Raw genomic sequence first — 19,509 nt, 5'->3', positions numbered from 1 at the left:
GCGGCTCCGCCGCCCGTGAGTACTTGTTAACCGCCGGACGTTAACAAGTACTCACGGGTGCCGCAGGCGCCACAGGGGGGAGACGGGGCCGTGACCGGCGCCCAGGTCGTACGACGCCTCCAGGCACTTGGTCACCCACTCCTTGCCGAACGCCACCGCGTCGGGCACGGACCACCCGTGGGCGAGCGCGCTCGCGATGGCGGCCGCGAGCGTGTCGCCGCCGCCGTGGTCGTTGCCGGTGTCGATCCGGGGACTGCTGAACTCGAGGAATCGGTCGCCGTCGAACAGCAGGTCGGTGCTCGACGCCGACGTCCGCAGATGCCCGCCCTTCACGATCGACCACTGCGCGCCGAGCGCGTGCAGCGCCTCCGCGGCCCGGCGTGCGGTGGCGTCGTCCACCACGTCGATGCCGGTGATCAACCGGATCTCGTCGAGATTCGGGGTGACCACCGTGGCGATCGGGATCAGCGTGTTCCGCACGGCGTCCAGCGCCTCGGCGTGCAGGAGCGGATCGCCGTGCATCGACGCGCACACCGGATCGACGACCAGCGGGACCTGCCGGTCCCGGCCGATCCCGACCTCGGTGCACACGGCGGCGACGGCCTCGATGATGGCCGTCGACGCGAGCATCCCCGTCTTCGCTGCCCCGACCCCGATGTCGTCGACGACGCACCGCACCTGCGCGGCCACCGTCTCCGGCGGAATCTCGTGGAAACCGCTGACCCCCACCGAGTTCTGCACGGTCACCGCGGCGACCGCGACACATGCGTGGACGCCGCACAGCGCCATCGTCCGCGAGTCCGCCTGGATCCCGGCGCCACCGCCGGAATCGGTGCCGGCGATGGTGAGGACGCGGACGGGGGTCTGGCCGTCGGGGGTCAGGGGCAGCAGCTTCACGAAGGGGACCTTACCGATTCTCTGAGGTGACGGATTCGACGGGCAGATACACGCGACCACCTGCGTCGACGAACTCGCTCGACTTCTCGGCCATGCCGGCCTCGATGGCTTCGACCGAATCGAGTCCGTGTTGCTGTGCGTACTCCCGCACGTCGGCGGAGATCCGCATGGAGCAGAATTTCGGGCCGCACATCGAGCAGAAGTGGGCCGTCTTCGCCGGCTCGGCGGGCAGCGTCTCGTCGTGGAACTCCCGCGCCGTGTCCGGGTCGAGGGACAGGGCGAACTGGTCGTGCCAGCGGAACTCGAACCGGGCCTTCGACAGCGCGTCGTCCCGTTCCTGCGCCCGCGGATGCTGTTTCGCGAGGTCCGCGGCGTGCGCCGCGATCTTGTACGTGATGACCCCGGTCTTGACGTCGTCCCGGTTCGGCAGTCCCAGGTGCTCCTTGGGGGTGACGTAGCAGAGCATTGCGGTACCGGCCTGCGCGATCATCGCCGCGCCGATCGCGGACGTGATGTGGTCGTACGCCGGTGCGATGTCGGTGGCGAGCGGTCCGAGCGTGTAGAACGGCGCCTCCTCGCACAGCTCCTCCTCGAGTCGCACGTTCTCGACGATCTTGTGCATCGGCACGTGCCCGGGACCTTCGATCATCACCTGCACGCCATGCGATTTCGCGATCTTCGTGAGCTCGCCGAGGGTGCGGAGTTCGGCGAACTGGGCCTCGTCGTTGGCGTCCGCGATGGAGCCGGGGCGCAGGCCGTCGCCGAGCGAGAACGTGACGTCGTAGCGGTGGAGGATTTCGCAGAGTTCGTCGAAGTGGGTGTACAGGAACGATTCCCGGTGATGGGCAAGGCACCACGCCGCCATGATCGAACCGCCGCGGGAGACGATGCCGGTGACCCGGCGCGCGGTCAGCGGGATGTAGCGGAGCAGTACTCCGGCGTGGACCGTCATGTAGTCGACGCCCTGTTCGCACTGCTCGATCACGGTGTCGCGGTAGATCTCCCACGTGAGTGCCGTCGGATCGCCGTTGACCTTCTCCAGCGCCTGGTAGATCGGCACGGTTCCCACGGGCACCGGCGAATTGCGCAGGATCCATTCCCGGGTCTCGTGAATGTTCTTGCCGGTGGACAGGTCCATGATGGTGTCCGCGCCCCACCGCGTCGCCCACACCATCTTCTCGACCTCTTTTGCGATCGACGACGTCACCGCGCTGTTGCCGATGTTCGCGTTGATCTTGACCGCGAACGCCTTGCCGATGATCATCGGCTCGAGTTCGGGGTGGCAGCGGTTGGCCGGGATCACGGCGCGACCCGCCGCGACCTCGGCGCGCACCGTCTCGGGTGAAACACCCTCGCGTGCTGCGCAATACCGCATCTCGGGGGTGACGGTTCCGGCGCGGGCGGCGTCGAGCTGGGTGCCCGCGCGGTCGGCGATCCACGGCGCGCGCAGATGCGGCAGCCCCGCGTCCAGGTCGATCGTGGCGCCCGCGTCGGTGTAGGGGCCCGACGTGTCGTACACATCGAGGTGCTCACCGTTGGTGAGGTGTACGCGCCGGACCGGCACTCGGATGTCGTCGCCCGACTGCAGGTACTGCTTGGTGCTGCCTTGGATCGGTCCCGTGGTGACGGACGTGGCTGTAGACATGGTTGTGCTCATCGATGATGCTCCCTACGCCGGCATTACCCGGACAGGTTCGACGGTCGACGGCCCCTAGCCGTCCTCTCAGCCCGCTGGTGCGAGCCCCCGTGGGTGTGTAGTTGTCCCGGAGACTGTAACCGAGATCTCTGAGAGTGAACATTCGGGGGAAACTTGGACAGCGGTTCCGCACATCGGTATAAAGGGTGATGAACATCACATTTCGATTACGACACATACCCCCAGGAGATAGCCATGCTGACGGACGCGCAGGTTGTGGACGTGATCGACAACGCCGATCAGAATCGATTCGAACTCCGACTGAGTGGTGACCTGGTCGGCATTCTCGGGTATTTCGCCCTCGCGGACACCCCGCCGGGTGCGGGCGCGGGAGTGGGAGTGGTGGCCCGGCCGCCGGGCCGGCAGGGCCGGGGTCGTCAGGCTCCGGTGGTCTCGTTCATGCACACGGTGATCGTGGAGGACTTCGGTCACCGCGGACTCGCCGCACTCATGGTGGGGCGCTCCCTCGACCTCGCTCGCGGGTACGGCTGGAAGGTACGGCCCGTGTGCACCTATGTGCAGCGCTTCGTCGCAGGGCATCCCGAATACCGCGACCTCATGGTCCCGGTGGAGGCTTGACGGCGACGGGACACGAATCGACCACTCGTCGGCAACGAAACGGTTCCGGGGCCCGTGGTTCCGCTCGCGAGGGCGCCCGGGAACTGTTTCCATGAGTGGCATGGATCACATCTCGAACGGTTCCGACCCATCGGGGAGCATCGCGGCGACTGTTACGCGCGTGCTCGACAACCCCGCCCACGAACGATTCGATCTGTGGCTGGGGGACGAGCTGGTCGGCATCCTCGGCTATCGCGACGAGGACGACATTCCCGGATTCACCGCCAGACCCGGCGAGGTGGTCGCGTTCATGCACACGGTGATCGTGGAAGACCTCGGTGGCCGCGGTCTCGCCGCGGTCCTGGTTCGTGAGGCGCTGGGTTCGGCGCGCCGGCGGGGCTGGAAGGTGCGCCCGATCTGCACGTACGTCCGGCGCTACGTGGCGCTGAACCCGGAGCATCTCGACATTCTGGTCGCCGACTAGACCCCGGGGGCGCCGTTCGTCTCGGGTTGCTGCGCCTCAGTCGCCGAGGTCGACGATGACGGGCGCGTGATCGCTGGCGCCCTTGCCCTTGCGTTCGTTGCGGTCGATCTCGGCCTTGTCGACACGGCCGGCGAGGGCGGGCGACCCGAGCACGAAATCGATGCGCATGCCCTGCTTCTTCGGGAACCGCAGCTGGGTGTAGTCCCAGTAGGTGTAGACGCCCGGACCGGGGGTGTGTGGCCGGACGACGTCGGCGAATCCCGATTCGACGAACGCCTGGAAGGCCTCCCGCTCGGGGGCGGACGTGTGGGTCTTGCCCTCGAACAGCGCCGGATCCCAGACGTCCTCGTCGGTGGGTGCGACGTTCCAGTCACCGACCAGCGCGATCTGCGCGTCCGGATCACGGTCGAGCCACCCGACCGCATCCGTGTGCAGCTTCGCCAGCCACTCCAGCTTGTACGTGTAGTGCGGATCGGCGAGCTCGCGGCCGTTGGGCACGTACAGGCTCCAGACGCGGACGCCGTTGCAGGTGGCACCGATGGCGCGCGCTTCCTGCACGGGGGCGACCTCCGGATCCTTGTGGAACCCGGGCTGATCCTCGAAGCCGATCTGCACGTCGTCGAGGCCGACGCGGGACGCGATCGCCACACCGTTCCACTGGCTGAGGCCCACGTGCGCGACCTCGTACCCGAGTTCGGCGAACCGCTCGTACGGGAACTGCTCGTCCTTGCACTTGGTTTCCTGCATCGCCAGCACGTCGACGTCGGACCGCTGGAGCCAGTCCAGGATCCGGTCGGTACGGGCACGAACAGAGTTCACGTTCCAGGTTGCGATGCGCACGGCAGCCACCCTAGCGGCACGCCCCGACAGATTCTCAGCCGCCGGGTTCGGTGGCGTAGCGGTACCGGTGGTGCGCCACGAAGCCGACGTTGCGGTACATCGCCTGCGCGCCCTCGTTCTCGACGGCGACCTGCAGGCACGCGTGGGTCGCGCCGTGCTCGCGCCCCCAGTTGATCATGTCGCCGCAGATCAGGCTGCCGATTCCGCGGCGGCGGTGAGCCTGCGCCACCTCGACCGCGGTGAGCCCGACCCACCGGCGGTCGTCCGGCGCGGTCGTGACGGATCCGCGGGCGACGGCGAGGAGCGCCGAGTCGGCGGCGCCGATCCGGCCGAAGCCGAGCGTCCCTCCGCGGACCGCGTTCAGCACGTCGACCGCGAAGTCGGGCAGCGCGGACCCGCGGTAGCGGTACAGGGCGAGCCAGTCCGGATCCGGGTGATCGGTGACGGTCGTGGTCCGCGGACCCTCGGGCAGCGCCAGATTGTCGACGTCGGCGGCCATCACGACCACTTCGTCGCTGACGTTCCAGCCCGGCGGCACCTCGCCCAGGCGGTCGGGGATCAGCAGCCGCAGCGGGCGGTCCCGCTCGGCGTACCACTCGCGCAGACGGTCGAGCGTGCCGCCGGGGGAGGGGTCGTCCAGGCTCCCGACCGTCCCGCGGTCGCCGAGCGGCGCCGCCGAGTTGGCGCGTCCGGTGAAGCCGTGGCCGTACCGGGCGAGCCAGCCGTCGATCCATGCGTGCTCGATCCCCGGCCAGCCGTCGGCGGAGGCCAGTTCGAGGGACCGGATCTCGCTCGCCCGCACCGGTCGCGCGGGGACGGCCTTCAGCGCGACCACTCGCCCGGGCTCCACTTCGATCGCGGTGCCGGCCGCATCGCGGACGACCACGACCGGCTCGACGCTCTCGAGCACCCCGATGACGTCGGTCATCGGATGGCTGGACCCGGGCGGCCGCTGGTAGCGCAGCACCACCCGGGCTCCGAGCGGAATGTCAGTCGTCATGCCCGAACGGGTCTTCGACCGTTCCGGGCACCCAGCTGAGACCGGGAACTCCCCAGCCGGCGCGCTTGATGGTCTTCTTGGCGGCGCGTGCGTTGCGGCCGACCAGCATGTCGACGTAGAGGAAACCGTCGAGGTGACCGACCTCGTGCTGCAGCATGCGCGCGAAGAAGTCGCGCCCCTCGATCTCGACGGCATTGCCGTCGGCGTCGGTGCCGGTCACCTTCGCCCACTCGGCCCGGCCGGTGGGGAACTGCTCGCCGGGAACGGACAGGCAGCCCTCGACGTCGTCGTCCGGGTCCGGCATGGTCTCGGGGCGTTCCGACGTCTCGAGGACCGGGTTCACGACGCAACCCCGGCGGCGGAACGGCTTTCCGCTCTCGTCGACGTCCGGGCAGTCGTAGACGAACAACCGCATCGGCAGGCCGACCTGGTTGGCGGCGAGCCCGACGCCGTTGGCGGCGTCCATCGTGTCGTACATGTCGGCGATGATCTGTGCGAGTTCCGCAGGTGACTGGGACACCGTCTCGGTCGGTTCGTGCAATACCGGGTCGCCCACGATCCGGATGGGGAGGATGGCCATGGTCGTCAAGGATAGTGCGGCGCGCCCGAGCCGTTCGCACTGCCCGCGGCGTTCGTCGTGGTTGAATAGTCGCTGAAGTACAGCTGTGTAATTCGTTGCTCGGTCGGCCACGCGATCGAGGAGCCGGGGGAACGTGGTTTCGCTGAGGTCGAGCGAGAGCTAGTAGTCGAGGAGTGAGATGGACGGCGCAACAGCGCGTAGTCGGAACCAGTCCGAGCGCACCGACAGCGACACTTCCGTAGGGGTCGACGACGTCGTCGACGGCCTCTCGCGTCGGGAGCACGACATCCTGTCCTTCGAGCGCCAATGGTGGAAGTACGCCGGCGCGAAGGAAGAAGCGATCAAAGAGCTGTTCGACATGTCCGCCACCCGGTACTACCAGGTACTCAACGCGCTGGTGGACCGGCCCGAGGCACTCGCGGCCGACCCGATGCTCGTGAAGCGCCTGCGACGGCTGCGCGCGAGCAGGCAGAAGGCCCGCGCGGCCCGTCGCCTCGGGTTCGACGTCACGTAGCACCCGGTCGCTAAGGTCGACATCGTGAGTACTCCGAAACCCGAATCGTCCGGCCCGCCGTTACGTGCCCTCGCGATGGTGCTGATCGCCCTCGCGATTCTCTTCGCGGGTCTCGGGTTCGCCTCGCTCGGGGGTTCGGACTCGGAGGAGACCGCAGCCACCGTCACGACCTCGGCGGCTGCCACGACCACCGCCGCCCGTCCGACCACGGCCGCCGGAGCGGGAGGTGCCTCCGCTTCCGCGGCGAGCACGACGTCCGGTGCGTCCAGCACCACGAAGGCCGCCGACGCTGCGTCGGTGCCGGTGCGGGTGCTCAACAACAGCAACGTCACGGGTCTCGCGAGCCAGACCGCCACCGAACTGATGTCTTCGGGGTGGACGGTGTCGGAGACCGGCAACTACAGCGACGGCACCATCTCCGAAACCACCGTGTACTACGGGACTTCCGCGGCCGAGAAGGAAGCGGCCACCGAGATCGCGGCGCAACTCGGGGTGTCGGCCGAGCCGAAGTTCCCGGGTATCGCCAATTCGTCCGCCGGTGTGGTCGTCATCGTCACTTCCGCGCAGTAGACCGGACGGTCGGTGCACCGGCGCCGCAGTTATGATCAGGTGCACTTCTTCGCCACCTCAAAGGAGCGGTTTGATGGCCTCGAGTTCTACCCGTCGGATGTCCTGGCGCATTGTCACCCCGGTGGTGGCCATTGCGGCACTCGGACTGACCGCCTGCAGTAACAACGAGGAGCCGACCGACGTTCCCGGCACCACTCCTCCCGTCTGGACCGGCGCCGCCGATCCCAGTGCCGCAGGCGTTCCCGGCGACGCCGAGAGCGGCTCGGGCGAACACGCGGAAAGCGGCGCGCTCACCGCGACGCTGAAGAACGCGGAGGGCGAGAACGTCGGTACCGCCACGTTCAAGCAGTCGGGAAGCCACGTCGAGGTCACCGTGTCCGTCAAGGATCAGACGCCCGGGTTCCACGGGTTCCACGTGCACTCCGTCGGAAAGTGCGAGACGAACTCCGTGGCACCGACCGGCGGTGCGCCCGGAAACTTCCTGTCCGCGGGCGGGCACTTCCAGGCGGCGGGCCACTCGGGGCACCCCGCGAGCGGCGACCTCACCTCGCTGCAGGTGCTCGAGGACGGGACCGCCGAGTTGGTCACCAGCACCGACGCCTTCACGGTCGAGGATCTGAAGAACGGCGACAGCGGCACCGCGGTCATGATCCACTCGGGTCCCGACAATTTCGCGAACATCCCCACCCGGTACGCACCCGCTCCCGATCAGGAAACCCTGAACACCGGTGACGCAGGCTCTCGTGTGGCCTGCGGTGTCATCGGCGCCGGCTGAGTCGCGTGACACCCCGGCTGCGGCCGGGGTGTCGGTACGCTGCCGCGCACTGCGGCCTGTGGTTGGATCGAAACCGTGGTAGTTCCCTTTCCCGGTTCGCCGCGGCCGACACTGGGTGTCGAGTGGGAGATCGCGCTGGTCGACAGGGTCACGCGGGATCTCTCCAACACGGCCGCGGAGGTGTTCGACGCGGTCGCGAATCTCGCGGGTCCGGAGGATCCGCGGATCACCAAGGAGTTGCTGCGCAACACCGTCGAACTCGTCACCGGCATCCACTCCACCGTCGGTGAGGCGATGGACGACCTCGACGAGTCGCTCGACCTGTTGCGGCGGGCGGCGAACCCGCTCGGCGTCGATCTCATCTGCGCCGGAACGCACCCGTTCGCGCAGTGGTCGACCCAATTGGTCACGCGGACACCGGATTACGACGAGCTGATCGAGCGCACCCAGTGGTGGGGCCGTCAGATGCTGATCTGGGGTGTGCACGTCCACGTGGGGGTGTCGTCGCCGCAGAAGGTGTTCCCGATCCTCAACGCGCTCTTGCAGCGGTACCCGCATCTGCTCGCGCTTTCCGCGTCCTCACCGATGTGGGCGGGCGTCAACACGGGGTACGCGAGCAATCGCGCCCTGATGTTCCAGCAGCTTCCCACTGCGGGGCTGCCGTACCAGTTCGCGAACTGGGCGCAGTACGAGGATTTCATCAGCGACCAGATGAAGACCGGCGTAATCACCAAGATCGGCGGGATGCACTGGGACATCCGGCCCGCGCCGCGGTGGGGCACCATCGAGGTCCGCGTCTTCGACGGGATCTCCACCCGCGCCGAACTCAGTTCTCTCGTCGCGCTCGTGCACTGCCTGATCGTCGACCTGGACCGGCGTTTCGAGGCGGGCGAGAACCTGCCGAACCTGCAGCCGTGGCACGTGAAGGAAAACAAGTGGCGGGCCGCGCGGTACGGACTCGACGCCGAGATCATTCTCGACGAGGACAGCAACGAGCGACTCGTCACCGACGACCTGAACGACCTGCTGGAGAAGCTGGCGCCGACCGCGGTGCGGCTCGGGTGCGCGGACGAATTGGCCGCCGTGGCGGAGATTCCCCGCCGCGGCGCCTCCTATCAGCGGCAACGTCAGGTCGCGGAGGCGACCGGCGGTGACCTGGTGGCAGTCGTCGACGCGCTGGTGAAAGAGCTCGGGACCTGAAAGCCGGTCTCGGGCAGGGCGCTCGTCCACTTGCCGTTCACGTGTTGTTTACACTTGGCGGGTGTCGATCGACGATGTTGCCGTTGTACGGCCGGGTGGGCCCGTCGATCGTTCCCGCATGTTCGTTGCGGGCGGGGCGCTCGGGGTGGCGATCCTGCTGGTCGTGGTTCAGTCGGTCGCGTCCGTCCAGGGTTTCCCGGGTCCCCTGGAGAGCCTGTTCCGTGACTACGTCCTGACCCCCAAGTCGGCGTCCGTTCCGTGGGCCGGTCTCGCGCTCGCGATGGTCGGGCTCACCAACCGGCAACGGGTCGTCGCGCTGTCCGCGGCGGCGGGCATCGACGTGGTGGTCGCCGCTGTGCGCTACCTGTCGGGTGGCCCGCTGACGGTCGGGAACGGCGCCACGTGGGTGCTCACGGCGATCGGTGTCCACGCCGCGGTCCGGTGGACCGGCGAGCAGCGGCGCAGCGCCCTGAAAGGTGTCGGGCTGGGTGCGCTGCTGATTCTCGCGACCAAGTTCGGCGACGCCTGGCTGCAGGTCACGATCATGGCCGGGCCGATGGTCCTCGACGAATTCGCCCAGCTCGCGGATCATGCGCTGGGAAGCCCGTCGTGGCACATGGGTCGGTTCGTCGACGCGCTCGGTCCCGTCGGTTACGGCATCCTGCACTGGGTCTACATCGAACTGCCGGTCGCGGCGATCGCGGTGGCCGTCTACCAGTTGCGGAACGGATGGCCCTCGCACTACCTGGTGCGCACGTTCCTGCTGATCGGTCTCGTCGGTCCCGTGTTCTACGTGCTGTTCCCCGTGGTCGGTCCGATCTTCGCCTTCGGCACCGAAGGGCAGGGGTTCCAGGTCAGCGACTACTGGCCGAACCTGGTCCCGGCACCCGACTTCGCGCCCGAACCCCTGCCGTTCGATTCGACGACCCCGCGCAACTGCATGCCGAGCCTGCACACGGCGTGGGCCCTCGCGCTGTTCATCCATTCCCGGCAGGGTGCCTGGTGGCTGCGGCTCGGCGGCACGTTCTGGCTGGTGTGCACACTGACTGCGACCCTCGGGTTCGGCTACCACTACGGCGTCGACCTGGTCGCCGGAGCCGTCCTGTGCCTGACCATCGAGTCCGCGCTCCGCGACCCCGAACGGGGATGGGGCTGGTTCCGGGTCCGCCTCGTCGGTGGCGGCGCACTGGTGCTGGCGGGACTGCTGCTCAGCTACCGCTACCTGGCGGTGCCGATGGGCCGATTCCCTGAGGTGTCCGGCCCGCTCGTTCTCGGTGTCCTCGCCGCGATGATTCTCGGCTTCTATGCGACGTTCTTCGCCCGGCCCGACACCGCGCTAGCCCGGTGGGGCAGCGGCGCGAAGACGGCGGTCACGGACGTTCTGGTGGCTCCAACTCGTTGATCATCAGCAGCCCGTCCTGATCGCGCTGCTCCCGGTACGCCACCCGGCCGACGCTGTGCGCGATGACCGGCGCGGTGAACAGGGTGAAGATGCCGACGAGGATCAGCATCCAGATGTCGACGTTGCCGCGCAGTTCGAGGACGGCACCCGCGAGCACCATGATGAGACCGACCACCTGCGGTTTCGTGGCGGCGTGCATGCGGCGCAGGGTGTCGGGGAAACGGACGATGGCGATGGCGGCCGTCAGTGCGAGCAGCGACCCGCACAACATGAGGGTGGCCCCGATGACGTTCAGCACGGTGGTCACGACTTGTCACTCACCCGGAACCGGGCCACCGACACCGAGCCGATGAACCCCACCAGCGACAACGCGACGATGGCGGGCACGATCGTCGTGTCGCCGGTGTACGCCGCCCACACGGCGAGTCCGCACATCGCGAGCGCGATCAGGGTGTCGAGGGCGACGAGACGATCGAGCGAGTTCGGACCGTCGAGCAGCCGGAACGTCGTCAGCACCCCGGCGACGACCAGGATGATCCCGGATATGACCGATACGACTGTCATGAACTGCCCTCCTGAGCGGGGTCGTCGTACAGCTGGTCGCGGTTGTGCCACGGGCTCGGTTTCCAGTCGGAGTCCCGTTCGAACGCCTCGACGAACAACCGTTCCAGCTGCGCGACGGTGCGGTAGAACTGGCTGACCGCCTTCTGCGAGCCCATGTCCAGGACGTGGACGTACACGATCCGCCGGACCTGGTCGATCTCGAGGACCATGGTGCCCGGGATGAGGTTCAGCACGTCGATGCACAGTGTCAGCACGAGGTCCGACTTGATCCCCAACTGGTATCGCAGGACGCCGGTGACGGGCGGCGGCCCGGGCCGGAGTGCGAGCCACGCGATCTGGAGGCTCGACTGGAGCGAGTAGTACACGAACATCACGGCCAGCCGCAGCAGTGGCAGGACGTGTACCCGGCCCTCCACGGGTACCCGCGGCAGCGGCATGAGCACCATGATGATCGCGCCGACGGCGAGTCCGCCGAGGATGTTGCCCCAGCTGACGTTGCCCCACAACAGGATCCACACCGACATCAGCCACAGCAACGCGCCGAACTGGAGAATTCTCTCGCGTTTCATCGCGGTGCCTCCTGCGCTTCGCCGCCGGGATGACCGCCGAGGACGGCGTCGATGTAGATGGACCGGTTCTGCAGGTCGCTCGCCGCGCGATCGCTGATCTGGATGATCTGACCGGCGAACACCGTCATCGCCAGCCCGACGGCGACGAGGGCGACGGTGGGGATCAGCATCATCGCGGGGATCCGGCCCACGTCGGCGCGGTCGTCGAACGCGATGTCGGCCTCGGACTCGTCGAGTAGCGCCGACGGGCTGACGTCCGCGAGGTCGCCCTCGGGGGCGTCGGCGCGGGCCCGCCAGAACGCCTTGGTCCACACGCGTGCGACGACGTACAGGGTGAGGAGGCTGGTGACGGTTCCGCCCGCGACGAGGGTCCACGCCAGCACGCTCGCGTCCGCCGAGCCGGCCTGCAACAACGCGACCTTGCCGATGAACCCGGAGAACGGGGGAATGCCGCCGAGGTTGAGGGCCGGAATGAGGAACACGATGGCCAGGACGGGGCTGGCCGCGGCGAGCCCGCCGAGACGACGCAGCGACGACGACCCGGCCTGGCGTTCGATGAGACCGACCACCAGGAACAAGGTGGTCTGCACGAGGATGTGGTGGGCCACGTAGTAGATGGCACCCGAGAGCCCCGACTGCGTGGACAGCGCGACCCCGAACACCATGTATCCGATGTGGCTGACCAGGGTGAAGGACAGCAGACGTTTGATGTCGCTCTGCGCGATCGCACCGAGGATCCCGACGAGCATCGTCAGCAGGCCGCAGACCATCAGCACGTTGTCGAGTTCGCCCTCCGGGAAGAGCAGCGTGTGCGCGCGGATGATCGCGTACACACCCACCTTGGTGAGCAGGCCGGCGAACACGGCGGTGACCGGGGCCGGCGCGGTGGGGTAGGAGTCGGGCAGCCACGTCGACAGCGGGAACACCGCGGCCTTGATGCCGAACGCCACGAGCAGCACGCCGAAGATGGCGGTGCGGGTGCCGGACGGGATGCCGTCGAGGCGGGTGGCCATGTCGGCGAGGTTGAGGGTGCCGGTGGCCGCGTAGGCGAACGCGATGCCCGCCAGGAAGATCAGCGACGACACCATCGACACCATCACGTACGACACACCCGCGCGGACGCGGTCGGCGCTCGCGCCCAGTGTGAGCAGCACGAAACTGGCGGCGAGGAGGACCTCGAAACCGACGTACAGATTGAACAGGTCGCCCGCGAGGAACGCGTTGGAGATGCCGGCCGTCAGCGCCAGATACGTCGGCAGGAAGATCGAGACGGGCTGGTCCTCACTGCCGTCGCGGATACCCTGACCCACGGCGTACGCCATGACGGCGAGCAGCACGATCGACGAGACCACCAGCATCATCGCGGACAGCCGGTCGACCACCAGCGTGATGCCGATCGGCGAGTCCCAGCCACCCACCTGAACGGCCGTCGTGCCGTCGCGATCGGCGAGGAACAGCAGCAGTCCCGACACGACGAGGACGCCGATCAACGCGACGAGCGTGATGATCCGCTGGGCCCGCGGACGCCGGCCGAGCACCAGCGTGGCCGCGGCGGCGAGCATCGGGACGAGGACGGGCAGCGGCGCGAGCGCCGTGATGACGTTCGGGGAAATGGTCACGACTTCTCCCCGATCCCGGCCTTGTCGATGTCCTCGTCGTCGTCGAAGTCACCCTCGTGCAGGTCTTCGTAGCATTCGAGGTCTTCGAGGTTCTTCAGTTCGTCCAGGGGAATGGGGTTTCCGTCCTTGTCGAAGGCGTCGCCGCTGAAACTCGGCTCGCCGGTGACCGGGTCGTCGGAGCGGTCGCGGTCCGGGGCCTCGGCGGGCGACCTGCGCCGCAGGACCTTGGTGTCCTCGGGGTCGTTCTCGACGGCGTCCTGCGTGGTGATCTTGAACGACCGGTACGCGAGCGCGAGCACGAAACCGGCGATGCCCATCGTGATGACGATCGCCGTCAGGATCATCGCCTGAGCCAGCGGGTCGGCCATCGACTCGTGAATGGACTCGCGGCCGACGATGGGCGGATTGCCGTCCGGACCACCGGACGTGAGGATGAGAAGGTTGATGCCGTTGCCGAACAGCAGCAACCCCAGCAGCATGCGGGTGATGCTGCGTTCGATGAGCAGGTAGACGCCGGCGGACACGAGGACGCCGATGATGACGAGAAATCCGATGTTCGCGCTCATTACTGGTTCACCTCGACCTGTGCGTCGAGACGTGCCCCGAGACTGCGGAGTACGTCGAGTACGAGTCCGACCACGATGAGGTACACACCCAGGTCGAAGAACAGTGCGGTGACCATCTTGACGTGACCGATCACCGGCAGCGTCACCTCGAACACCGCGGACGACAGCGCGGGGGCGCCGAGGAACAGCGACGCGAGCGCGGTACCCGCGGCGAGCGTGAGCCCGAGCCCCAGGATCTTGCCCGCGTCGATCGGAACGGTCTCGCCGAGTTCGTACCGCCCGCCCGCGAGGTAGCGCAGGACCAGCGCCAGACCGGCGGTGAGGCCGCCGGCGAAACCGCCGCCGGGTGCGTTGTGGCCGGCGAAGAAGAAGTACACCGACAGCACCATGATGGTCGGGAAGATCAGCCGGGTCGTCACCTCGAGGACCAGTGACCGGTGTTTCGGATCGATGAGGTCGCCGCCGAGCAGCCACGTGGTCTCGGAATGCGAGGCCGAAGAATCGGCCGTGACCGCGGGGGCATCGGCCACTCTGGGGGCGCTGCCGAAGCGGCGGTTCCGGAACACCAGGCTCGCGACACCGGTGGCCGCGACGAGCAGCACCGAGATCTCGCCGAGCGTGTCCCACGCGCGGATGTCGACGAGCAGGACGTTGACCACATTCTTGCCGTTGCCGAGGTAGTACGCCGCGTCGGGGAGTCGCTCGTAGATCGGCACCGAGTTCCGCGCGTTGATGGCGTACGCGCCGATCGTGGTGATGGTGGCACCGACGGCGACCGCCAGCATCGCCCGCGGAATCTTGAATCCGATCGCCCGGCGCTCGTCCACCTCGGCGGGCAGCTTGCGGAACACGAGGACGAAGATGACGAGGGTCAGCGTCTCCACCAGGAACTGGGTGAGCGCCAGGTCGGGGGCGCCGTGCAGAGCGAACAGCACACCGCACCCGTAGCCGCTGAGACCGACGAGGATCACGCTGGCCAGACGGTTGCGCATCACCGTCGCCGCGAGCGCGGCCGCGACCATCATCAGCCCGATCACGAATTGCACCGGCGAATCCCACAGGCGGACGTCGGCGCCGGTGTCGGTGCCGACGACGAGCAGCACCAGCGGCACCAGCACCAGGGTGCCGAGGATGGTCGCCTGGGTCAGCGGCAGCGAACCGCGCTGGGTGGCGCCGGTCAGCCGCATGGACAGGGCGTCCATGCCGCGCAGCGTCGCGTCGTAGATGCGGTCGGCGTTGCCGAGCGGCGGATGTTCGAACCGCAACCGGTTGACCCAGCGCTGCGCCACGAAGAGCGCGGTGCCGACGGCGAAGACGAGCAGTGTGAGCAGCAGTGCCGTGTTGACGCCGTGCCACAGCGCGAGGTGGTAGTCGGCGGCGGCCTCCGCCGGCAATGTGCGCGAGTACGGCGTCAGCAGCTTCTCGAGCTGCGGCGCCGCCAGTCCCGCCGCGAGGCTCAGCACCGCGAGGACGGCGGGTGCGGCGAGGAACAGCGGTCCGGGTGCGTGCATACCCTGCACGGCGGGGCTCGGCCGCGCGAGCCGCTTGCGGCCGAACGCGCCCCACATGAAGCGCACGCTGTAGGCGAGCGTCAGGATCGAACCCAGCACCACGACGCCGACGGTGGCGATCCGCGCCGGGTCGGCGAGCACGGTCGTGCTCAGCAGGGAGTCGAAAGCGGCTTCCTTGCCGACGAACCCGAGGAACGGCGGAAGTCCGGCCATGCTGGCCGCGGCCAGCGCGGCGAACACCATCAGCGCCGGCGCGCGATTGCCGAGGTGCGCGAGTTTGCGGATGTCGCGGGTCCCCGTCGTGTGGTCGATGATGCCGACCACCATGAACAGTGCCGCCTTGAACATCGCGTGCGCGACGACCATCGTCATACCGGCGAGCGCGGCATCGCGGGTGCCGAGACCGACCAGCACCATCATGAAGCCGAGTTGGCTGACGGTGCCGAACGCGAGCACCAGTTTGAGGTCGAACGCACGCATCGCCCGCCACCCGGCGAGGACCATCGTCAGCAGGCCGAGAGTGATGATCGTGAACCGCCAGGGTGCCGCGTCGGCGAAACCCGGCGACAGCCTGGCCACGAGATAGATGCCCGCCTTCACCATCGCCGCGGCGTGCAGATAGCCGCTGACCGGGGTCGGGGCGGCCATCGCGCCGGGCAACCAGAAGTGCAGCGGGACGATCGCCGATTTCGACAGCGCACCGATGAGGACCAGCACGACACCGACACCGGCGAGCCAGCCGCGGGGTGCGACCTCGATCAGTTCGGACAGGTTGTACGTGCCACTCACCTGGCCGAGGATGATGATGCCGACGAGCATGGCCAGACCACCCGCGGTCGTGACGAGCAGGGCCTGCGTCGCGGCGCGGCGGCTCGAGGCGCGTTCGGCGTAATGCCCGACCAGCAGGAACGACAGGACCGTCGTCAGCTCCCAGAAGATGTACAGCAGCAACATGTTGTCGCTCGCGACGAGCCCGAACATGGCCCCGGCGAACGCCACCATCTCGGCGGCGAAGATGCCGAGACGGGGTTCGTCGTCGGTGAAGTAGCGGGCGCAGTAGACCAGGATCAGCGTGCCGATGCCCAGCACCAGCACCGACATGATCGCGGCGAGCGGATCGAACCAGAAGTCGAGGTCCATCGACAGGCCCGGTGCCCACTCGACGGACACGGTCTGTTCCGTGCCCCAGTTCGCGATCACCCATCCGAGTGACGCCAGCGGGACGAGGGAGAGGGGATAGAAACCGTTGCGGCCGAACTGGCGCACCACAAGCGGAGCCAGAACGGCGGCAACGGCATGGGCGAGCAGAACAGCAAGCAAAAGGCACTCCGTCGGGGGTCAGCGGGCGGCGGGGTGTCGGAACGAAACGAACCGAGTCGTGTAGACCGTTCGCTTAGCTAGCGAACTGGGCTACGTGTACATCCTACTGGGTCGGTTATTCGGACCCACAATCGCGGCAAATCGGACTATTGGGGCGCACTGTGTTATGGGCGCGTGCCCCGGCTGATCTATCTTGGGTCGGTGCCAGCCGAGATTCGAACCGCCGCGCTCGCCCACATCCGTGACCGCAAACTCCTCCAGACGCGTTCGGCGGGGAAGACCGCGTTCTACATGGCAGGCGGCAAGATCGACCCGGGCGAGAACGCCGAACAGGCTCTGCACCGCGAGATCCGGGAAGAACTCGACGCCGGAATCGTCGACGGGACGCTCGAACGTCTGGGGGTCTTCGAGGCCCCCGCGTACGGACATCCCGAGGGCACGGACCTGCACATGACCTGTTTCCTCGCCGAACTCAGCACCGAGCCGCGGCCGACGAGCGAGATCGCCGAACTGCGCTACTTCACCGTCGACGAGTACGCGGCGATGCCCGACGTCGCGCCCGGCTCGATGCTCGTGTTCCGCCGACTGCAGTCGCTCGGCCTCCTCGACTAGGTGAGTGGCGCGGTGCCCTCCGCTGCACTGTGGCGCTCACGGAGCGAGTAGACGCAGAACGCGACGACGAGCAGCATCGCGACACCGGCGAGATGGTCGGACGCGGCGGTCGAGGCCGGCGACGACGGCAGACGGTGTTCGCTGGGCGCACCCGAGTAGACCACCCGGCTGCGGGGGACCGTCGTCGCCGCGACGAACACCAGCGACGCGAACGGCAGCGCCAGACCGAGCACCGCGACGGGCGCCGTACCGGGCAGCGCGGAAGCGAGCGCGAAACCCGTGCCGCCGCCCAGGACCGCCAGGCGGAGCAGAAGCGCGACGCCGTCGTCGCCGAAGTCCGGCGAGATGGTCGCGACCAGCGGAACGACGGCGGCGAGACACAGGCCCCACGCCGGCCGACGCCACTTCGGCGGAACCCTGACCGCCACCGCCATTCCCGCGGCGAGGGCGACGACGCCGACCGCCAGCAACGCGGGCGCGGGCGTCGTCACCCGCGGGGTCCGGAGGTCGTCGAGGACGAGCACGGACGCGGCGGTGACCCCCGTCGCCGCCACCAGGAAATGTCCGTCGATGCCGGGGAACCGGCGCGCGATCAGCACCGTGGCCCCCAGGATCACGGCCAGCGAGAACGCCACGATCAGCCAGACCGTGAGGGGTTCGCCGAATTCCTGATCGTCGATCCACGCCCCGAGCAGCCGGTTGAGCAGCGCGAGCCCCAGGGCTCCGACCAGCGCGGTCAGCAAGGTCTTCCGTTCGGGGCGTTGCACCCGGAACTGCGACCGTGCCACCACCGCCGACGCGAGCGCGAACACGAGAACACCGATCAGCAGCCACAGTGGGGGTTCGCCGATCGCCGAGGTGCTCATGCTCGCGGGCTCCACATACGCGGTGTCGCCGCGCGGCAGTTTCTGCACACTTGCGAGGAGGAACGCGCCCGCGACCCCCAGGGTCAGGGCCAGCTGCGAACCCCAGCGACCCCATACCGCCGCGACCGCCGCGCCCAGCAGGAACCCGGCCGTCGCGGTCTTGGCGAAGTGCAAGGCGATCAACGTGTCGACGCCCCCGGCGTCCGGCACCGCCCACCGCGCGCCGATCAGGACGACCGCGCACACCGCGGCCAGGAGCCACGACGCCCGGCGGGAGCCGGACCGTTGCAGACCGCCCACCGAGACGACGGCGAGAACCAGGGCCACCACCACACCCGTCGGCTGGCTGCTGATCCACCGGTCGATCTCGCGATCGGAGGCGTTGATCGTCCATGCCCGGTTGCGGGGATTGGTGAGGACGAACCCGGCCAGTGCGCCGGACGCGAGAGCAGCCGCGGCCGACAGGGGTTCCCGGAAGTCCATTATTTCACGGTACTCGAGCGGGAAGGAATGGAAACGGCGAACCGCGCGTTGGCACCGAAGGCGTGCCCGAGAACGACTCCGATCGAATACCCCGAGGCGAGGAGCCCCCTATGACGTCGATCAACGAGAAGGCCACCACCCTGCTGGAGCTGCACCGGCCCGGCAACCCCGTCATCCTGCCCACCGTGTGGGATGCGTGGTCCGCGAATCTGGCTGTGTCCGCCGGGTTTCAGGCGCTGACGGTCGGAAGCCACCCGGTGTCCGACTCGATCGGCAAGCCCGACAACGAGGGGATCACGTTCGACGAGCTGCTGCACCGCATCTCGCAGATCACCGCCGCGGTGGAGCTGCCGCTGTCGGTCGACATCGAATCCGGCTACGGGCTCGAGCCCGCCCGGCTCATCGAGGGACTGATCGGTGCGGGCGCGGTGGGTCTGAACATCGAGGACACGGTCCACAGCGAGGGCGGACGCCTCCGCGAGCCGCAGGAGCACGCCGACTTCGTCGGAGGGTTGCGGCAGGCCGCCGACGCCGCCGGGGTCCATGTGGTCGTGAACGCGCGGACAGATCTGTTCGTGAAGCAGGTCGGCGACGAGTCCGACCGTGTCGACCGCGCGATCGCGCGACTGAAGCTCGCCGCCGAGGCCGGAGCCGACGTGCTCTACCCCGTCGGCCGTCACGACGACGCCACCCAGAAGCGGCTCACGTCGGAGCTGCCGTTGCCCGTCAACGCGATCGGGCTGCCCGATCAGGACGATCCGGCGAGCTTCGGACCGCTCGGCGTCGCGCGGGTGAGTTTCGGCCCGTTCTTCCAGGCCGCGCTCGCCGCACACGCGGCCACCCTGCTCGGCCGCTGGTCCTGACCCGTGAGTACTTGTTAACC

21 protein-coding genes and 1 riboswitch are annotated in these 19,509 nt (G+C 68.3%); of the genes, 9 read left to right on the top strand and 12 right to left on the bottom strand.

Annotation, left to right across the window (positions count from 1 at the left end):
* Nucleotides 1-51: 51 nt before the first annotated feature.
* Both thiD and thiC read right to left on the bottom strand, forming a co-directional pair.
* Complete coding sequence (gene thiD / locus ACFTZB_RS26790) at nucleotides 52-897, bottom strand: bifunctional hydroxymethylpyrimidine kinase/phosphomethylpyrimidine kinase (RefSeq protein WP_378435760.1); 846 nt, start codon at nucleotides 895-897, stop codon at nucleotides 52-54.
* Nucleotides 898-907: 10 nt separating this feature from the next.
* Nucleotides 908-2,554 (bottom strand): phosphomethylpyrimidine synthase ThiC, encoded by a 1,647-nt coding sequence (gene thiC, locus ACFTZB_RS26785; RefSeq protein ID WP_378435758.1) that lies wholly within the window; start codon nucleotides 2,552-2,554, stop codon nucleotides 908-910.
* Nucleotides 2,547-2,655: riboswitch (TPP riboswitch) on the bottom strand. It overlaps the preceding gene by 8 nt.
* 133 nt (nucleotides 2,656-2,788) lie before the next feature.
* Here thiC and ACFTZB_RS26780 point away from each other — a divergent pair.
* Nucleotides 2,789-3,172 carry a GNAT family N-acetyltransferase gene (locus tag ACFTZB_RS26780; protein ID WP_378435756.1) on the top strand — a complete coding sequence of 128 codons (384 nt, stop codon included), beginning with the start codon at nucleotides 2,789-2,791 and terminating at the stop codon, nucleotides 3,170-3,172.
* Nucleotides 3,173-3,272: 100 nt separating this feature from the next.
* On the top strand, nucleotides 3,273-3,635 hold the full coding sequence (locus ACFTZB_RS26775) for a GNAT family N-acetyltransferase (protein WP_378435754.1): 363 nt from the start codon (nucleotides 3,273-3,275) through the stop codon (nucleotides 3,633-3,635).
* A 36-nt stretch (nucleotides 3,636-3,671) separates the two neighbouring features.
* On the opposite strand, the gene ACFTZB_RS26770 is transcribed toward ACFTZB_RS26775, so the two are convergent.
* The 3 genes from ACFTZB_RS26770 to ACFTZB_RS26760 are packed head-to-tail and all read right to left on the bottom strand — an operon-like array spanning nucleotide 3,672 to nucleotide 6,055.
* The gene (locus ACFTZB_RS26770) at nucleotides 3,672-4,475 is read right to left on the bottom strand and encodes an exodeoxyribonuclease III (RefSeq protein ID WP_378435752.1); all 804 of its coding nucleotides are present in this window, start codon (nucleotides 4,473-4,475) and stop codon (nucleotides 3,672-3,674) included.
* Between the two features lie 34 nt (nucleotides 4,476-4,509).
* Nucleotides 4,510-5,475 (bottom strand): GNAT family N-acetyltransferase, encoded by a 966-nt coding sequence (locus tag ACFTZB_RS26765; RefSeq protein ID WP_378435750.1) that lies wholly within the window; start codon nucleotides 5,473-5,475, stop codon nucleotides 4,510-4,512.
* Nucleotides 5,465-6,055 carry a peptide deformylase gene (locus tag ACFTZB_RS26760; RefSeq protein WP_378435748.1) on the bottom strand — a complete coding sequence of 197 codons (591 nt, stop codon included), beginning with the start codon at nucleotides 6,053-6,055 and terminating at the stop codon, nucleotides 5,465-5,467. The genes ACFTZB_RS26765 and ACFTZB_RS26760 overlap by 11 nt, the downstream gene beginning before the upstream one ends.
* Nucleotides 6,056-6,233: 178 nt before the next feature.
* Here ACFTZB_RS26760 and ACFTZB_RS26755 point away from each other — a divergent pair, with 178 nt between their 5' ends.
* The 5 genes from ACFTZB_RS26755 (at nucleotide 6,234) to ACFTZB_RS26735 (ending at nucleotide 10,516) form a co-directional block, all read left to right on the top strand.
* The gene (locus ACFTZB_RS26755; RefSeq protein WP_378435746.1) at nucleotides 6,234-6,569 is read left to right on the top strand and encodes a DUF3263 domain-containing protein; all 336 of its coding nucleotides are present in this window, start codon (nucleotides 6,234-6,236) and stop codon (nucleotides 6,567-6,569) included.
* Nucleotides 6,570-6,593: 24 nt separating this feature from the next.
* Nucleotides 6,594-7,139 (top strand): LytR C-terminal domain-containing protein, encoded by a 546-nt coding sequence (locus ACFTZB_RS26750; RefSeq protein WP_124396024.1) that lies wholly within the window; start codon nucleotides 6,594-6,596, stop codon nucleotides 7,137-7,139.
* A 73-nt stretch (nucleotides 7,140-7,212) separates the two neighbouring features.
* Nucleotides 7,213-7,914, top strand: coding sequence for a superoxide dismutase family protein (locus tag ACFTZB_RS26745; RefSeq protein ID WP_378435743.1), 702 nt, complete (start codon nucleotides 7,213-7,215; stop codon nucleotides 7,912-7,914).
* 75 nt (nucleotides 7,915-7,989) lie between these two features.
* The gene (locus ACFTZB_RS26740; protein ID WP_095862474.1) at nucleotides 7,990-9,114 is read left to right on the top strand and encodes a glutamate--cysteine ligase; all 1,125 of its coding nucleotides are present in this window, start codon (nucleotides 7,990-7,992) and stop codon (nucleotides 9,112-9,114) included.
* A gap of 118 nt (nucleotides 9,115-9,232) precedes the next feature.
* Nucleotides 9,233-10,516: a DUF5933 domain-containing protein gene (locus ACFTZB_RS26735; RefSeq protein ID WP_378435740.1), complete on the top strand. Its 1,284-nt coding sequence runs from the start codon at nucleotides 9,233-9,235 to the stop codon at nucleotides 10,514-10,516.
* Here ACFTZB_RS26735 and mnhG read toward each other — a convergent pair.
* Genes mnhG through ACFTZB_RS26705 form a run of 6 tightly spaced genes read right to left on the bottom strand, consistent with a single transcriptional unit; the run spans nucleotide 10,485 to nucleotide 16,665 of the window.
* Nucleotides 10,485-10,823, bottom strand: coding sequence for a monovalent cation/H(+) antiporter subunit G (gene mnhG, locus ACFTZB_RS26730; RefSeq protein WP_005264391.1), 339 nt, complete (start codon nucleotides 10,821-10,823; stop codon nucleotides 10,485-10,487). The genes ACFTZB_RS26735 and mnhG overlap by 32 nt on opposite strands.
* Complete coding sequence (locus tag ACFTZB_RS26725; RefSeq protein WP_005251754.1) at nucleotides 10,820-11,080, bottom strand: monovalent cation/H+ antiporter complex subunit F; 261 nt, start codon at nucleotides 11,078-11,080, stop codon at nucleotides 10,820-10,822. The genes mnhG and ACFTZB_RS26725 overlap by 4 nt, the downstream gene beginning before the upstream one ends.
* On the bottom strand, nucleotides 11,077-11,649 hold the full coding sequence (locus tag ACFTZB_RS26720) for a Na+/H+ antiporter subunit E (protein ID WP_378435738.1): 573 nt from the start codon (nucleotides 11,647-11,649) through the stop codon (nucleotides 11,077-11,079). The genes ACFTZB_RS26725 and ACFTZB_RS26720 overlap by 4 nt, the downstream gene beginning before the upstream one ends.
* Nucleotides 11,646-13,268 (bottom strand): Na+/H+ antiporter subunit D, encoded by a 1,623-nt coding sequence (locus ACFTZB_RS26715; RefSeq protein WP_378435736.1) that lies wholly within the window; start codon nucleotides 13,266-13,268, stop codon nucleotides 11,646-11,648. The genes ACFTZB_RS26720 and ACFTZB_RS26715 overlap by 4 nt, the downstream gene beginning before the upstream one ends.
* Nucleotides 13,265-13,834: a Na(+)/H(+) antiporter subunit C gene (locus ACFTZB_RS26710; RefSeq protein ID WP_378435734.1), complete on the bottom strand. Its 570-nt coding sequence runs from the start codon at nucleotides 13,832-13,834 to the stop codon at nucleotides 13,265-13,267. The genes ACFTZB_RS26715 and ACFTZB_RS26710 overlap by 4 nt, the downstream gene beginning before the upstream one ends.
* Nucleotides 13,834-16,665 (bottom strand): Na+/H+ antiporter subunit A, encoded by a 2,832-nt coding sequence (locus tag ACFTZB_RS26705; RefSeq protein ID WP_378435733.1) that lies wholly within the window; start codon nucleotides 16,663-16,665, stop codon nucleotides 13,834-13,836. The genes ACFTZB_RS26710 and ACFTZB_RS26705 overlap by 1 nt, the downstream gene beginning before the upstream one ends.
* A 201-nt stretch (nucleotides 16,666-16,866) precedes the next feature.
* On the opposite strand from ACFTZB_RS26705, the gene ACFTZB_RS26700 reads away from it, so the two are divergent.
* Nucleotides 16,867-17,277: an NUDIX domain-containing protein gene (locus ACFTZB_RS26700; protein ID WP_244163738.1), complete on the top strand. Its 411-nt coding sequence runs from the start codon at nucleotides 16,867-16,869 to the stop codon at nucleotides 17,275-17,277.
* Here ACFTZB_RS26700 and ACFTZB_RS26695 read toward each other — a convergent pair.
* The gene (locus ACFTZB_RS26695) at nucleotides 17,274-18,626 is read right to left on the bottom strand and encodes a hypothetical protein (protein WP_378435730.1); all 1,353 of its coding nucleotides are present in this window, start codon (nucleotides 18,624-18,626) and stop codon (nucleotides 17,274-17,276) included. The genes ACFTZB_RS26700 and ACFTZB_RS26695 overlap by 4 nt on opposite strands.
* 110 nt (nucleotides 18,627-18,736) lie before the next feature.
* On the opposite strand from ACFTZB_RS26695, the gene ACFTZB_RS26690 reads away from it, so the two are divergent.
* Nucleotides 18,737-19,489 (top strand): isocitrate lyase/phosphoenolpyruvate mutase family protein, encoded by a 753-nt coding sequence (locus tag ACFTZB_RS26690; RefSeq protein ID WP_072948457.1) that lies wholly within the window; start codon nucleotides 18,737-18,739, stop codon nucleotides 19,487-19,489.
* Nucleotides 19,490-19,509: the final 20 nt, after the last annotated feature.

Origin of the sequence: Rhodococcus sp. NPDC057014, assembly GCF_042673295.1 — a bacterium.
Lineage (GTDB): Bacteria > Actinomycetota > Actinomycetes > Mycobacteriales > Mycobacteriaceae > Rhodococcus_F.
Note: the sequence above shows the minus strand (reverse complement) of the source record. Positions and strands in the feature narration are given on the sequence as shown.

Bases quoted from the DNA above. Each gene is read 5' to 3' on its own strand.
- thiC (WP_378435758.1), bottom strand. From the start codon at position 2,554: ATGAGCACAACCATGTCTACAGCCACGTCCGTCACCACGGGACCGATC.
- ACFTZB_RS26780 (WP_378435756.1), top strand. From the start codon at position 2,789: ATGCTGACGGACGCGCAGGTTGTGGACGTGATCGACAACGCCGATCAG.
- ACFTZB_RS26775 (WP_378435754.1), top strand. From the start codon at position 3,273: ATGGATCACATCTCGAACGGTTCCGACCCATCGGGGAGCATCGCGGCG.
- ACFTZB_RS26765 (WP_378435750.1), bottom strand. From the start codon at position 5,475: ATGACGACTGACATTCCGCTCGGAGCCCGGGTGGTGCTGCGCTACCAG.
- ACFTZB_RS26760 (WP_378435748.1), bottom strand. From the start codon at position 6,055: ATGGCCATCCTCCCCATCCGGATCGTGGGCGACCCGGTATTGCACGAA.
- ACFTZB_RS26755 (WP_378435746.1), top strand. From the start codon at position 6,234: ATGGACGGCGCAACAGCGCGTAGTCGGAACCAGTCCGAGCGCACCGAC.
- ACFTZB_RS26745 (WP_378435743.1), top strand. From the start codon at position 7,213: ATGGCCTCGAGTTCTACCCGTCGGATGTCCTGGCGCATTGTCACCCCG.
- ACFTZB_RS26735 (WP_378435740.1), top strand. From the start codon at position 9,233: ATGTTCGTTGCGGGCGGGGCGCTCGGGGTGGCGATCCTGCTGGTCGTG.
- ACFTZB_RS26725 (WP_005251754.1), bottom strand. From the start codon at position 11,080: ATGACAGTCGTATCGGTCATATCCGGGATCATCCTGGTCGTCGCCGGG.
- ACFTZB_RS26720 (WP_378435738.1), bottom strand. From the start codon at position 11,649: ATGAAACGCGAGAGAATTCTCCAGTTCGGCGCGTTGCTGTGGCTGATG.
- ACFTZB_RS26710 (WP_378435734.1), bottom strand. From the start codon at position 13,834: ATGAGCGCGAACATCGGATTTCTCGTCATCATCGGCGTCCTCGTGTCC.
- ACFTZB_RS26695 (WP_378435730.1), bottom strand. From the start codon at position 18,626: ATGGACTTCCGGGAACCCCTGTCGGCCGCGGCTGCTCTCGCGTCCGGC.
- ACFTZB_RS26690 (WP_072948457.1), top strand. From the start codon at position 18,737: ATGACGTCGATCAACGAGAAGGCCACCACCCTGCTGGAGCTGCACCGG.